This window comes from Iodobacter violaceini (genome assembly GCF_011601265.1).
GTDB classification, from domain to species: domain Bacteria; phylum Pseudomonadota; class Gammaproteobacteria; order Burkholderiales; family Chitinibacteraceae; genus Iodobacter; species Iodobacter violaceini.
In genome coordinates this window covers 249,572-264,170 of the sequence record NZ_JAAOLX010000005.1, presented here as the reverse complement: position 1 = coordinate 264,170, position 14,599 = coordinate 249,572, and the positions used below count along the sequence as shown (strand labels likewise).

Sequence of the window (14,599 nt, the reverse complement as noted above, 5' to 3'; positions counted from 1 at the left end):
AAGGTAGGGCGCTGTGCCGATAGTTATGCATTGAAAAACGGATGTGCTACATGCGAGAGGATATTCTAAGGAACGTTTAAATTTTCCTGGAGTTTCATCTGCAAGTTGTTTAATGAAAATGTCGTATATGGATAAGACGCATTATATTTTATTTAGGAATTGAGCGATTTAGCCAAAGGAAAGGAGAGGGCAGGTGAAAGACAATCGATATAGATATAAAAACCAGCTTAGGTAGGTGCATTGTTCTGCTACCAGAGCTGGTTTTCAGTAGTTAAAAATTAGCCCTACTGTATCCGGGAGAAATTGATAGTTAGAGATTAATTGGGGAGCCGACTTTGGGCATGGAAAGGCCTGCTTCTGAAATAAACCGACTAGGCTTATTTAGTGATGTTGCGGAAATAACAAGCCTATTCTGAGCTCGTGTCATTGCGACGTACATGAGTCGTCGCTCTTCGCTTTCTGGAGATCTTTCGCTAGGGATAACTTCTTCTTCTGCTCGAATGATCCAGACATTGGGAAACTCTAACCCTTTGCTTGCATGCATTGTGAAAAGTCCGACTCCTTCAATATCTTCTTCTTGTTTTCGCTGAACGAGGGCGATCCGCTGTGATATTGAACCTTTCAAGCGCTGTAGCACCGAGATTGCTCGAGCGAGTATTTCTTTATCCCAAGTACTGGCTGCAGGCATTAGAAATTCAGATACCCCAATAAGCAGTAATTCTTCCCGCTTGTTTTTGGCTAGATTTTGCCAATCGAGAAACTTAATGGCCAGATTATTTATTGTCTTCTTCGTTGAGGCACTTATGGCATCACCATCTGGATAGCTGGCACCAACGTAGCTAACCTGGCCATGCTGATGTAGTTGAGATAGCTCATGCTCAGGAACCCCCATCCAGTGAAGTAGAGAGTCATATCCTCCGTTAGATTGCCGTGAAATACTTTGCAATAGATCTAGTAAAACTTGCGTTGCAAGCTTGGACCAAACGCCACTCCCGCCGTGGCGTGTATAAGGGATCTGGCGGGCAGTAAGCTCTAACTCAATAACATCAAGCGCCATATTTGTTCGAGCCAAGACGGCCCATTCAGAAGGGGCTTGGGTGGCTGCATTTGCTAAAGCTTCAGCCTCATCTTGATCTGTCGAAAACCGATTGCATGCAATACGTCCGCCTCTTCCCCTTGCCGGGTCAAGAGCCTTTAGCATCCTGTCCTGGTTAAGATTAATGAGGCAAGCCGATGGGAATACGATCTCTCTATAAGACCGATAATTTATACCAAGTGTGACAACTTCAGCTTGAAACTCGTTAACGAAGCGCTCCATACCTTGAAACCCCAGAGCATTGCGCCAGCCGTAGATGCACTGGTCATCATCCCCGACAACCGTGATAGAACGGCTAGGGTTTCTATGCAGTTTTAACCATTCGAATTGAACGTGATCAGTATCCTGAAATTCGTCAACAAAAATCCATTTATGCCCAAATGGCCGGAGTCGGCCTGCTTTCATTTCAGCCACGGCATCTAAAATGAGGTCGTGCATATCATGCTTGCCATCACGTCGCAGCAACTCTTGGTAAGCTTCAAACAAATCATTTATGGCAGCATCCGTTGGGGCAGTAATGCTGCATTTAGCAGCATCAATTTTTTGCAGAGCATCATCGGCCTTGCCTTCAAAATCGGCTTGTTTCATTGCCCTTTTGACTAATGCTATTAATTTACTGCCAGTTACCAAATTAAATTTCTTATTAAGCCCCTTTTCAAGTTGTTGTTTGCATACTGAGTGAAATGTGCCAACAGATATGCGTGATGAAAGAGGGCCGATTTTTTTATTAATCCGCTCTTTGATTTCGCCTGCTGCCTTCTTTGTGAAAGTAACGATGAGAATGCGATCATCATGATCTGGGCTAATTAAGTGTGCTGCCTTTTCAATTAGCGTTCGTGTTTTTCCTGACCCAGGGCATGCAAAAACCGCCAAATTACCTGATGAATGAATAGCTTGTTCTTGGTTGATATTTAGCATGATGAGTTTGGTCGCTATAATAAAACTAAGAAGCGCTGAGCAGCCAATATAATTGGCTGCTCTTTAGCCACTGGTGAAGTGAAGTTCAAAACAATAAGTAAATCTGTGTTAATTTCTTAATGACTAAACCGAATTTCTGAATAAACGCCTGACTGAGAATCAGCATTAGTTTCGGTATAGCTAAAACTCCTTAATATAAGAGTTCCTTCAGCGGCTATGCCTAAGTATTCTCGAATTGATTTATTTTTTTGATTCGAAAAATGATTAATGAAGCCTCTAGGCTGATGGCCAAGAAATATGGTTATGCCAGTAAAAGTCATATATAAAACTAACCAGCTATAGCACAGATTCGCAAAGTGACTATAAGGTTGGAATGCTAAAGATTCCTTACTAAAATTGGAGAATATGTTTAGCAAAGTATCCGGTTCAAATATAGCGAATATGAATAACATCCAAAAAATAGCGACAGGTATAGTAAAAATAAAATCGTTAATTTTTAATAACCAAACCCAAAGAGCATTTAAAAATTGAGCAATATATATCTTTTTGTCAGTTGAGGTTTTTAAACAAATATAGGCATATTTTTCATCACTAATTTCACCAATTTTTACGTTGTTGAGGGCTACGTCCCATGAAACAGGGGAGCTAGTTTCAATACGTTTTCTTAAATTAGAAATTCGTGTTTTTATTGCGTTATTGAGTATTAACCCTCCAGATGAAAATAATAATAAATAACTTAACCATACGGTGAGATGGCTTAGGCTGAGGCCGATATATAAACCATAGGGAAGGGTTAGGATGCCTAAAATACTGCAGGCCTTAATATAAGAATAATTATATTTAAATATTTCTACAATATTTTTTAGGTTCATGATCGCTAACACTCTATGTTATCAACAGGATTTTTTTAAAGATTGAAGTGATTGTTCAATAAGTTATGAACAATCACTTTCGTTTAAATTAGGCTTCGCTTAATTCCAAATCTGGTTCGGCATTTTTTTGCGGATCAAGATCCGCAGCAATGTCTAATAGCTCTTTATTATGTTTTTGCTGAGCAGTGTACTTCTGCTGTACGCTTATTGCTTGCTTCCGAATATCAATGGATAACTTTCTTAATTTTATTTTTGTTTTATAAAATGACTGGTTATACTCTTTTTGAGTTTTAAAACGATTCAACATTAAGACATTTAAATCAAAAAGATACTCTTCGATTCGCCATAACAACCGAAGGTAAGCTGTGGCCATCGGGCTGGTGATGATCACTTCTTCTGAATCTTCGCTTGGATACGAAACTTCAATTAGCCGGTCGGCTTTTGACACGCTGTCTACCTGCTTGCTACGAAGAGTTTCGAGGAGCTTTTTGATAGGGGCGTGTAGGTTGGTAATTTCAATTTCAAACTCATCAATCCAGCCATTGATGATGGATACGACCAGTTCGATATCTTTTGCCGGTAAAATAGCCGGGCCATATGTTCCAATGAAAAAAACATTTTTGGAGTTTACGTAGAATGTTTGGTTGAATAAGTGTTGGAGAGGCTGACTGGGCAAATCTCTTTGCATGCGGCCAACAGCGCCTTTGATTCGGCTTAACCAATTTTCACGAATAGTCGTGTTTGTTTCGGCAAGTCGTTCTGCTCTTACCTTCCCCTGTCTTCGGCGCTCCAGCGCCCTTACTTCCTTCTGCTGTGCTCGGCTCATCACCGTAGCGGCATTGTTTTCAGGTGTGGTGGCATCTGCAGCTGTGCTTACCGGGCTCGCATTAGATTCTTCGATTAGCTGGTTTTCTGCTGAAAGAGGAGCATCTTCAGTGCCTAATTCTGGATTTAAGTTTTCATTCGAGTTCATTTCAGTCTCCTTGGGTTGAGCTATTGGTTATGTTTACTAAATTAGAGCTTTACGCTCTTTAATACGTTTTTTGCCAGGCCTGCGCCTGGAAGAGAGCCTTTTGCTCCTTTTGTTGCACCGCTTAATAAACCGGATGCAATGTCAGGTATTTGCATGCAAAGGAATAAAACCGTAAGTGCTAGCAGTACAGCGGTCATGGATGCTTGAATTGGCAATGCATCACCATTCGTGATGTTTATTTCCAAATGAGATTGCATTGAAATTAATACGTTTGCTGTTATTGTAATAACAACAATAGCAACTAATTTTAGGAATCCTGCTCCAATAGTATATTTAAACCAACCATCAAATATAAAACTGACACGTTCATGAATAATTGATGGAATCATTAATGGACCGAATGCCAGTGAAATTCCTAGCAATAAGGATCCTAATGTCCAATACCACATCACAACAATTGCGGAGAGCATAAGTAATATCGATGCAATGGTTATATACAATAACCCAACAAGTCCTTCCTGCATGTGAGCAGCAGCAACACCTGGAATGAGTGATTTCCATGAAAGAAGGCTGTTTTTGGTGTTATCAAGTAGCTGCACATATAGTTTTCCAGATGTTGATGTTAATAAATTAACAATAGATTCCATTGCTGCATCGCCACTTTGCCCCCCGGTCGCGGCAAGTTGCAGGCCGTTAAATATGGAAGTGATACTATCAATTACAGCGGACTGATAATTCATAATGAGTGATAAAACAACGCATGCCTGTATTACAGTGACAATCAACTCAACAAATGCATCCATCCCACCACCCAATGCAATTTCAAGGGCATTAAATACGATCACAGAAAATAAAAGGATGGCCAAAAATTCTTGTCCATTTAAAATAAATACAGTAGAGAATTTCTCTGATTCACTGATAATTGAAAGGCTTAATTGCTTAAGTATCGCAGCGTAATCCATTGCACCAGTTGTCATAAAAACACTCTTTTTATAAAAATATATAGTTGCAATAAAATAATAAGCGTTCCAAAAACAACAAGGTTTTTATGCCTTGTGAATATGGAGTAAAAAATATAAGCAAGCTTGAAATTTTTACTTTTTACTTCATGAACAGATAGAGCAAGTGTTCTTTCGTTTTTATCTTTAATGTTTGCTAATATTTTTATTTCTTCAAATTCAGAGCTACTTATTTTAAAGCGACGAATCATAAATTTTTTAATCACGACTAACTCCAAGAATTGGTCATGCTACAATTTGAAAGATTTTTTTATTTTTTCACGCTCTTCATTGTTTTTCTTTATTCTTAGCTCTCTCATCATATTGTCACGTTCTTCATTGCTTATTTCATTGATTGCTTTTTCATTACTCAACGAATTAGCTTTAATTACACTGGATTTTACGTCCATCATAATGGACGCTAACATATGGCTTTGTTGTGCTAGGACTTTAAATCCTTTTAAGTTCCCATCAATTCCTTCTATTTGAGAACGTGACTCTTGTAGACCTTGGGCTTCTTCCGCTACACGGCCTAAAGAGATCATGTCTTCATCAAGAGATTTTTTGTATTCTCCACCTCGGACCTTTGCAAGATTTATCTCAGCTCGCATATATTCTTCAGGATTTAAATTCAAGTTTTTCATTTCTTCAATACGTCGTGTATACACGGTTCTTACATCTTCAACAGAGCGTTTGAAAGATTGAATATGATCACGCAATTCCCTGATTTTTTCGGCTGTTCTAATATAGGGTTGTAATTGCTTCTGGATCACATCTCTTGGCACATTCGCCATGTTTTTTATTCGTTCAATTTGTTGCTCTAACTGTAGTGCGTATTCTTTTGCTTGAACGGCCACTAATTCTGCTTGAGATAAGTTTGACGTCACAAGCTCGAAATTGTTTAGCCATTGCGTGAATTCCAGCGCATAAGCATATGCGTAGCAAGCATTACTAATGCTTGATGCCAGTAAAAAAGCAATAATATATTTACGCATATTCACTTTCCTCTTCTTCAATACTCACATGAGAAACTTCATCAATATAACGCTCTTGCCAATTTTCATTGGTTGGCTTGCCGTTATTCCAGTGTTTATTAAATATACTAATTGCTTTTAAATCAGACCGGCAGCAGGCCAAAACGCGAGGAGGTAATGGCAGTAATATTTTTCGTGTAATATCACCTTGAATTACAATATATTCTAGTTTAGGAATGGCAGACCTGATCATTTCGATTTGTTTGTCATTCAGTAAAAATACCCCTTTGTATAGATTCAAATGGGATTCAATATTTTTATTTGGTAAGAATATTCTTGTAGGAATATTATCTATAATTCCTTCAAATGCAGCTGATTTCGCCAACTCGCCGAGTGATTGGGTTGTGATGATGACATGCCCTAATTTCTTGGCTATATCGCGTAGCCAAACGTCAAATTCCGCAGTGAATTCAGGATTAGAAAGTAGGTAATGACCTTCTTCAACATAGATAGTTGTCGGGTAAATAACGCTTCTTCGAGTGGATTTTATATCGCGCTCAATTCGATAAAATACATAGCTCATTACTGGCTTACGTGATCTTTCATCTTTAAGGAGTTCGCCCATTTCCATGCACGTAATATTGGCAAACTCAAATGAATCATCCATATGATCAAATACATAGGCTAATGGCCCATCTCCAACCCAAGGGGCCAGCTCAGCTTGTAAATGATATGGGAGAAAATGCCATAGAGCGTGTAGACGCCAAGAGTCTTTACCTGATCCCTTTAAATGACGCATTGACGAGTTGATTTCCATTTCATCATCAGCTTGAAGCGAGTAGCCTCGTGCACAAATGAGCTTTTCTATCCAACTGGATAGAAATGGCCAGGCATCAGGATCATCCAGCATAAGCAAAGGATTTAAGTGGTTTTGGCTGCCAGGTTGAAAGTCAATATGTTTGCCTCCCTGTAGGATTGTAGGGATCCAGCAGCTATACGATTTATCAAAGATAATTAAACGGCCATGGTATTTTGCAAATTGAGACAGTAAAAAATTAAGTAGCGTTGATTTACCTGTGCGAGATGGACCAATCACCATCGCATTGCCTAAATCTGCGAGATGAAAATTGAACCTGTATGGGACTCCATATTCGGTCGGTAGCTCTGCAAGGGCAGGGCAATGCTTGTCCATGCTTTCGGAAAAATAGTCATTCTTGGCAGAGCCAGGATTGACTGTTTTGAATGGAGCAAAGTCAGAGAATGCTGAAATAGGGCGATAAAGCCAGCGTTGCACTTGACGCCATTGGCCGGGGATGGACGATGAGTACCCAGAAAGCAAATGCAATTGTTCTGAAATAGAATTAATAGATGAGTTTTTTAATTTTTCTTGAACTTCTGTAGCCACTCTTTTTGACTCTAAAAGAGTGGGGCCGTTGCATAAAATAATTGATGAGTACCAGCCGTATAAATGGCCAGCGTCAATTTTTGATTCAATAGTTTTACATTTTTCTACTAAAGACATTTTGTGCGCATTTCGTTGCACGTCGTCAGGGTTGCCTTTTTTCCCTTTCATTGCCAGCCTGAAATACTCACCTATATTAATACTCGATAGACTGTAGAATTGCTGAGCACGTTTAGAAATCATTGTTGCTTTTGATTGCGGGATTATTCTAAATAATTGAATGGAGTCCAGTTCTCCATTAATCCCTAATAAGCAGTTTAACTTTGATGGAGTTGATTTAACCGCCTTAATAACAGTCAAACCTGTGATGTACTTTGTATCCATAGCATTACTATTAACCAAATGCTCAGATGCAACCTGCAGAGTTGAGTTTGGTAATGCTGTGTCCAGTAATTCACCCGCGACAACATCCATTGCCCAATTAATTTGGTTCGAATCATTGGCAGAAATAGTTCCGCCCAAATAGTTGATGAGCTCCTTATCATGCAAGCGTCTTAAACCTGTTGAACGCTCTAATGTTTGTTCAAAACTACGTAACATCCCATCAATTTTAAGAACTGACTCGGTAATGTGAGAAACTTCTTGTTTAAGCGTTTCTCCAGGGTTAAAAATAGATTTCATTTCTGTTAAAATGGCCGCGATAGGCTCATCTTTTCCAACCGCATTTTTAATTCGATTAAGGAAGCTTTGATCAGATGGAGAAATTAATACGGATAAATATTGTCGATTTGAAAATCTTGGATGTAGATTTTCAAAAACTGTATTAAATTCAGTTTCTAACATTTTTGCGATTGGATTGCTAAAACTTGTTGTTGAAATCCCTTTTAAATACCTTCTTTTTAAATGCGTCCAAATGGTAATGGGCATGTTTTTGAACTCTGAAAATGCAGCATCGCTAATTGACGATAAGTCATCTTCACCACTTTCCGTGAGTCCGCCAATATCTTGCCCTTTTATTTCGTAGCAAACGAGCAATGAACCATCTTTGCACATAACAACATCGTTACGTACCATCATTAACCACGGAATGAGTTTACCCCATGAGGCACGTTTCACATTAACACCTTATTTCCAAATCCGTCAGGACGAATATTGTCATTACTAGGCCACGGCTCATAGCAGTCAGCCTGATAAAAATAGCCATAATAGCTGGCCACCAAATGTGAATCTTTTTCAGTAATAGATTTCAATATATAATGAGCGATTAAACTACATAATATAAAAGCATACAGCTCAAAACCAATAACCATTAAGCCTGCGGTGAGCATATTAATAGCAAACAAAATCCAGTGAACTCCATATATTGTTCTTGGCACATCCATGAATTCAGGGAGTTCATTTTCTCGCATTTATGCAATTGCCATGAATGTGTTTAAATAATCAATTGCATTAACAACAATTCCAGACCCACTTCCGCCACATGGAATGCTAATGCCCAAAATACTTGTTACAAAGGGTGCTGCTGATGCCGCAATCCCAACACCTAATACGATTTGAATTGCTCTGCCAATGAATCCATCCATTTTGCTGGCTAGTGCAAGGCCTAAGCCAAAAACAACAATCATAATAAATGCAACTAGCCCAATAATTTTTGGACTTGTATCAGTCATAACTTTGCATAGGCCGGTAAATGTATCAGCCGCATCTGCATTTGAATGAATTAAGAATAGTGCAGACCACATTAATGCTAGGGATTGCTTTTTCATGTAGAGATCCTTTGTTTTTTAAATAGAGTTTTAGTAATGTATTTACCGTGTTCACAACCAAGTATTTCAATTACCTCTTCAGGAGCTCTTTTTCCTCCTCGCCTGGAGGCGTGTACAACAAAGTTAATTGTTTGTGCTATTTGCTCTCGAATTACTTCAATAGGCGTATTTCGCATATCTGGACTTTTGCGCATCATATTTTCTAACCGAGAAAGGGCTGAGTGCGCATTCTCCGCATGCAATGAAACGGCTCCGCCTGAATGGCCAGTGCTTAAAGCGTCCATCAAGTCGCAAGCTTCTGCACCTCGGACCTCTCCAACAACAATGCGATCAGGTCGCATGCGTAAACACAATCTAAGGAGTAAGTGAGTATCGACACCCAGTGCTTGATTACTAACTAGGGCGACCCAGTTAGGGACTTTGATTTGGAGTTCTTTAGTGTCTTCGATCGTTAGAATGCGCTCATAAGGGGAGAGCCCCTGTAGATATGCATTTAGAAAAGTTGTTTTACCGCTAGATGTTGCGCCTGAAATTACAATATTCTGATGAGTGTCCCTCATCCATTCCAACGAATTTTTTAGGTGTATTCCACCTTGTGAAACTAAATGATCTGCTGGCCTAGCAGTCAGTATTTCGCCGGTATCTTCGTAGAAAGGGTTAAATGATCCGTCATTGACATAATCATCAAGGGTCCTAACATGACGCCCGTGTTTTCTGATCGCCATGACGGGACCAAAATATGAAATTGGTGGCAGGGCCGCCGCGATGCGCAAACCTGGTAGTTCTGCATCCAAAATTAAATGTTCGCTGATCCTGCCATTTTCTCTGACCTCTTTTCGATTCTGCTTAGCGATCAGTTTAATAGCCGCGATCAATGAACCTTCGGGAAGAACAAGGTTGGATTTTTCAATACGCCCATTTTTTTCAACGAATATGTTGTTATGCCCGTTGATCATGATTTCTAAAACGTCTGGGTCTTCTAAAAGTGGCGCGATTGAGCGCAACTGATCACCGAGCAGGCGTTTTGCCAAACTAATCAGTTCAAGTTGTTCTGATACTGGCAGGATAAGAGGTTCAGTCATTGTGTGGTTTCGATTAATTTTTTAGCAGCCTTAGAAATACTAACAATTTTCTCTAGCTGTTTAGTGCTGTAAGTCTGTGGATTTTAGGGGTACTTAAGTGTCGATAAATTTGTCTGATTTAGTTCAAATGTACTTAGAAGAAAAGTATTTGCGCCCCGCAACCCGTGATAACTATGTTTTGGTTGCTCATTTGTTCTCAAAAGACGTTGGCCATATTGATGTAGATAAGATTGCTCGGAAGCACTTGATTGCGTGGCGTGACGCGGTTCTCTTAAGATGCAAGCCGATTTCATGGAATACGTATTACCGGCATTTTTCAGTTTTAATGGGATTTGCAGTACGGGTAGGAGTAATTCAGGAGTCGCCCTGCGAGGGGTTTAAGTCGATCCGAATAGGGAAGAGAAGTAAAAAAACAATTCCTGTTCATGCGAGGCAACGAGTTTTGCATCGTTTAGATGCAGAAGAAGAAAAGTCAGATGAGGGTGAAGTTTCTCGTTTTTATCCGCAGTATTTCTGGCGAGCGACTGTTATGACGTTATCCATGACAGGTATGAGGTTAGGGCAGTTGGTAGGAATTATTTGGGATGATGTTGATTTTGAAATGATGCAAATTAGGCTGGAGTCTGAGACGAGTAAGAATCACAGAGAGTGGTATGTTCCAATTCCAGAGCAATTGAAGCCATCCTTGCTGGTGCTATTGTGGCATGTGAAGTCAGTGGGCTTGTTTGGCTACGACAGACAAGTTTTTAATGTGCATGACCATAACAGTAAAAATATTCTTAGAAAAAAGATGACGCGGGCAGCGGTTAAAAGTTTTTTTCGTAGGATTTCTGCCTCAATTGAGGCCCCAATTAGCTCTCATCGGTATAGGCATACACTGGCCACAGTACTGGTGAATAATGTTTCAAACATTCGGATCGCCCAAGAAATTTTGGGTCATTCAAGCATTGAGGTGACGGCGGGGTATGTTGAAGCTGATCACGCAACAATGGCTATAGCATTGAATAAAGCAAGCGCCATAATGGTTTGATGTCAGAAATATTACGGATTAAGTGCAAACAGATTTGCGTTCATTTTTTAAATGGTATAGTATCCACGTCGTATTTTGCTGCTTACAGGGAGCTTGTATAGTTGACGTCGCGCTATTCGCCGACCGACGAGACTGTGCAACGTTCATGTTTTTTTTGGGCAGATGAAGAATTCTGAAATAGCTAGTTATTGTGAAGTTATGCCGATGTAGCTCAGTTGGTAGAGCACCTGACTTGTAATCAGGGGGTCGCGAGTTCGATTCCTGCCGTCGGCACCAAATAGAAAAAAGGGTTAGCAAGCAATTGCTAACCCTTTTTTCGTTTCTGGCGCATGGGCGCAATGCCCGTGCTGGCCGCTGTGGGCCGCATGTTTATAGGCGGACTTCCCGTGGCGAAAGGCCAAATTGCCTTTTAAAGGCTGTCGCAAAATTAGCGGGCGAGTTATAGCCCGCATTGAGTGCTGCTTCGGTAACAGACTGTCCTTGTTGCAATTCATTTCTGGCCAGTTTCAGGCGGTAGCTGCGCATGTATTCCGCGATGCTGTGACCCGTGCTTTGGCGAAATTGCTTTTGCAATGTGGTGGGATTGCTGCCTACTGCGTGTGACAGTGTGGCGAGTGACCAATCATTGCGCGGCGAGTGGTGAAATAATTCTAATAATTGTTGAATGCGTTGCTGGGCCCGCATGTCCAGCCGGGTGGGCTGCTGCGGGCTGATTTGCTGAAGTGCGGCAAGCAATAAGTTTAATGCGCGGCTTTCCTGTTGCAGTGGGTGTAAGGGGCTGCTGGCGTGCCCGGTTTGTAAGAGCTTCGCCGCCAGAGAAAGTACTTCCGGGGAGGCCTGCCAGCTGCGGCTGCTTAACGCCGGGCCTTGTAATTCTTCAATGGCCACCCAGTCTTGTACATCCCCCATTCCGGACTGGGCCAGCCAGTCTTCACTAATCGTGAGTACAACCTGGCGTTGCTGCCCAGCTTGTTCAACGACTCGTTTAAAAGACTGTGTTGTTTGCGCGCTGAGCAGCACACAACTGGCTTTGGCGCCTCCCAGTTGTAAGTGTGTACGGCCAAAATGTGCGCTGATTTCACCCTCCAGCATCACAATTAATTTAAGCCCGGCGTTTATTTCGCTTTTGCCTGATATGCCTTGCCGAAAAGAAACAGTGGTGCCGTGCAGTGCCAGTCCGGGACGAAGTTCTTGTTCGATAAATGTACCGTGCATCACCGGCTGAGTTGCGTGATCAGCCCATAATGAATATCCCTGCTCTGTTTTTCTCCATTCCAGAGTGGCGGCATCTAATAGTTGCTCTTCTTTTTTTCCCATCCTGCTACACCTGTTTTGCAAACAAAAAATTGCCGGTCGCAAAGGACAGTTCATTTTGGCAATGCGACAATGACGACATTGTAATGATATTAATTCTCATTTGGTAGTCGGGCGTATTGTAATCGCCTGATCAGGTCAGGAAACCTTGATATGACGCAAAAACCACCTTTTCCCTCCCGCTTGCTTGCTCTGATGTTACCGCTGTGCTTAAGCGGCTTTGCACTGGCGCAGGATGCTGTGCAGCTTGATGCCGTGGAAGTAAAGGCCAGTACACCCACGCAGGATGATACTTTGGCACGCACTGAGCTGATTCATCAGCAGGCAAAAGATTTAAAGGAGATATTTGTCTCTGATGCCGAGATAAATGTAGGAGGCGGGGGAAATCCTATTGCTCAAAAAATGTATATCCGGGGAATGGAAGAATCTTTGCTTAATTTAAGTGTGGATGGCGCTCAGATTAACAGCAAGGTTTATCACCATCAGACAGCGCTGATTCTTGATCCGCAGCTGATTAAACAAGTTGAAGTAGAAAAAGGTACGCCTGCTGCAAGCGCCGGCCCCGGCGCATTAGGCGGGGCGATCCGTTATGAAACGGTATCTGCTGGCGATTTGCTTCGCCCGGGGCAGCAGGCGGGCGGCGTACTTACAGGCAGCGTATCCAGTAATGAAGGCTGGCGCAGCAGTGGCAGCGCATATGGACGCTTTGGTGAGAAAGCCGATGCGCTGCTGAGTGCCAGCGTGATGAATACGCAAAATTATCAGGATGGATCGGGGCAGACGATTGCCAATAGCGCAACGGAGCAGCAAAACTATCTGGCCAAACTGGGCTGGCAGCTGACAGACCAGCAGCGTATCAGTGCAAGCTTCCAGCGCAGCAAGGATGAAGGCGTGCGTACTGCCCGAGCTAATATGGTGGGATTTGCGCATCCGGTGCTGCCTAATGATGCGATTCCGCAGAGCCTTGCCAGAGATACTGCCACGTTAAGCTACAAAGGCCGTCAGCTGGGCTGGGCAGAGGGGCTGGACGTTACGCTGTACCGCTCTGAAGTAGAGAGCGAGCGCACCAATAAAAAGGCACGCCATTGGGGGGAAACGCTCACTACAAGTGGTGCTGATGTGATGCTGCGCCATGCTCTTGGCGATCATGTTCTCAAGTACGGGCTGAATTGGCGTGAAGAAAAGTCCTCGGCTAATCAAGTGGCAAACCCTTTTGGCTTAACCGGCAGTGGCCGTGAAGCGATGCGGGTGCTGGGGGGCTTTGCCGAGACCGAGCTGAGCTTTAATTCTATTTTGTTCACAGCTGGCTTACGTTTTGATGATTACAGCTATGAAGATAATCATCAGCAAAAATTCACCAGCGATGGCTTCAGCCCAAGCGCAGGCGTGCGCTGGCAGGCAACGGATCAGCTGCAACTGCGTGCCGGTTATGCACAGGCTTTGCGGGGTGTGGGTTTAAAAGAAGCCTTTATGCTCGATATCGCTCAGTGGAAAAATCTGCCATCAATAAAGGCCGAAGAAGCTGATAACACCGAGCTTGGCTTTCAGTATCAGCAGGGTGGATTCAGTCTGAATGGCAATGTTTACCGCCAGACTATCGACAACTTTGTGACTACTTTCAGTTGCCCTGCCAGCCGGGGCGGTTGTCGTGGAAATCTGGGGCAGGCAAGCATTGATGGCTATGAGCTGGCTGCCGCTTATCGCCTGGGTGCGCTCAGTTTAGGTTTAAGCGTGGCAGATCATCGCTCAGAGCTGGCTGGCCGTATTTTTAACGATGGTGATCTGGGGCTTGGAACCAGCACAGGCCGCAGCTGGGTCAGCCGTGTGGGCTATTCCATACCGCAATACGGTGCAGAGCTGGGCTGGCTGGGGCGCTATACCGAAGCCCTTGATTATCAGCCGGTGGGCAGTACGGTTAACCGAGCTAAAGCGGGTTATGGAGTCCACGATGTCTTTGTCAGCTGGATGCCTTTGAAAAAAGACACTTTGCGTTTAAACCTCGCGGTTAAAAACCTGTTTGATCAGTATTACTACGATCAGGCGACCTATGCCTGGAATGGCTGGCAAAACAAAGTGCTGGGTTACGCCGAGCCTGGTCGTGATGTACGTCTGGAAGCCAGCTGGAAATTCTGATTTTCAACTTAAAGACCCCACCCATTCTCATGGGTGGGTTT

The 14,599-nt window shown here is 42.5% G+C and carries 13 protein-coding genes and 1 tRNA gene; 3 read left to right on the top strand and 11 right to left on the bottom strand.

All coding sequences use genetic code 11. The features are described 5' to 3' along the window. Window positions 1-310: 310 nt before the first annotated feature. The 10 genes from HA050_RS11510 to HA050_RS11465 all read right to left on the bottom strand — a co-directional run bounded on the left by HA050_RS11510 (window position 311) and on the right by HA050_RS11465 (window position 10,081). The gene (locus HA050_RS11510; RefSeq protein WP_166826054.1) at window positions 311-2,014 is read right to left on the bottom strand and encodes an ATP-dependent helicase; all 1,704 of its coding nucleotides are present in this window, start codon (window positions 2,012-2,014) and stop codon (window positions 311-313) included. A 116-nt stretch (window positions 2,015-2,130) separates the two neighbouring features. Beyond that, window positions 2,131-2,886, bottom strand: coding sequence for a hypothetical protein (locus HA050_RS11505; RefSeq protein WP_166826052.1), 756 nt, complete (start codon window positions 2,884-2,886; stop codon window positions 2,131-2,133). Between the two features lie 88 nt (window positions 2,887-2,974). Beyond that, window positions 2,975-3,859 carry a hypothetical protein gene (locus tag HA050_RS11500; protein ID WP_166826049.1) on the bottom strand — a complete coding sequence of 295 codons (885 nt, stop codon included), beginning with the start codon at window positions 3,857-3,859 and terminating at the stop codon, window positions 2,975-2,977. Between the two features lie 41 nt (window positions 3,860-3,900). Next, on the bottom strand, window positions 3,901-4,836 hold the full coding sequence (locus HA050_RS11495; RefSeq protein ID WP_166826047.1) for a type IV secretion system protein: 936 nt from the start codon (window positions 4,834-4,836) through the stop codon (window positions 3,901-3,903). Further along, a complete protein-coding gene (locus HA050_RS11490; RefSeq protein WP_166826044.1) occupies window positions 4,833-5,084 on the bottom strand; it encodes a hypothetical protein in 252 nt (83 codons plus the stop codon). Before HA050_RS11490 ends, HA050_RS11495 begins: the two co-directional genes overlap by 4 nt. Before the next feature lie 24 nt (window positions 5,085-5,108). Then, window positions 5,109-5,852 carry a TrbJ/VirB5 family protein gene (locus tag HA050_RS11485; RefSeq protein ID WP_166826042.1) on the bottom strand — a complete coding sequence of 248 codons (744 nt, stop codon included), beginning with the start codon at window positions 5,850-5,852 and terminating at the stop codon, window positions 5,109-5,111. After that, the gene (locus tag HA050_RS11480) at window positions 5,845-8,349 is read right to left on the bottom strand and encodes a VirB4 family type IV secretion system protein (RefSeq protein WP_166826040.1); all 2,505 of its coding nucleotides are present in this window, start codon (window positions 8,347-8,349) and stop codon (window positions 5,845-5,847) included. Before HA050_RS11480 ends, HA050_RS11485 begins: the two co-directional genes overlap by 8 nt. Continuing rightward, window positions 8,346-8,642 (bottom strand): hypothetical protein, encoded by a 297-nt coding sequence (locus HA050_RS11475; RefSeq protein WP_115226485.1) that lies wholly within the window; start codon window positions 8,640-8,642, stop codon window positions 8,346-8,348. The genes HA050_RS11480 and HA050_RS11475 overlap by 4 nt, the downstream gene beginning before the upstream one ends. Further along, window positions 8,643-8,999 (bottom strand): TrbC/VirB2 family protein, encoded by a 357-nt coding sequence (locus tag HA050_RS11470; RefSeq protein ID WP_166826037.1) that lies wholly within the window; start codon window positions 8,997-8,999, stop codon window positions 8,643-8,645. Next, a complete protein-coding gene (locus HA050_RS11465) occupies window positions 8,996-10,081 on the bottom strand; it encodes a TadA family conjugal transfer-associated ATPase (RefSeq protein ID WP_166826035.1) in 1,086 nt (361 codons plus the stop codon). The genes HA050_RS11470 and HA050_RS11465 overlap by 4 nt, the downstream gene beginning before the upstream one ends. A 97-nt stretch (window positions 10,082-10,178) precedes the next feature. On the opposite strand from HA050_RS11465, the gene HA050_RS22475 reads away from it, so the two are divergent. Next, window positions 10,179-11,111 (top strand): tyrosine-type recombinase/integrase, encoded by a 933-nt coding sequence (locus tag HA050_RS22475; RefSeq protein ID WP_166826033.1) that lies wholly within the window; start codon window positions 10,179-10,181, stop codon window positions 11,109-11,111. Between the two features lie 200 nt (window positions 11,112-11,311). After that, a tRNA-Thr gene (locus tag HA050_RS11455) sits at window positions 11,312-11,387 on the top strand. Window positions 11,388-11,480: 93 nt separating this feature from the next. Here the strand turns inward: HA050_RS11455 and HA050_RS11450 are convergent. Beyond that, the gene (locus HA050_RS11450; RefSeq protein WP_166826030.1) at window positions 11,481-12,428 is read right to left on the bottom strand and encodes a helix-turn-helix transcriptional regulator; all 948 of its coding nucleotides are present in this window, start codon (window positions 12,426-12,428) and stop codon (window positions 11,481-11,483) included. A 150-nt stretch (window positions 12,429-12,578) separates the two neighbouring features. Between HA050_RS11450 and HA050_RS11445 the strand changes: the two genes are divergently transcribed. Next, the gene (locus HA050_RS11445) at window positions 12,579-14,558 is read left to right on the top strand and encodes a TonB-dependent receptor domain-containing protein (protein ID WP_166826028.1); all 1,980 of its coding nucleotides are present in this window, start codon (window positions 12,579-12,581) and stop codon (window positions 14,556-14,558) included. Window positions 14,559-14,599 lie beyond the last annotated feature (41 nt).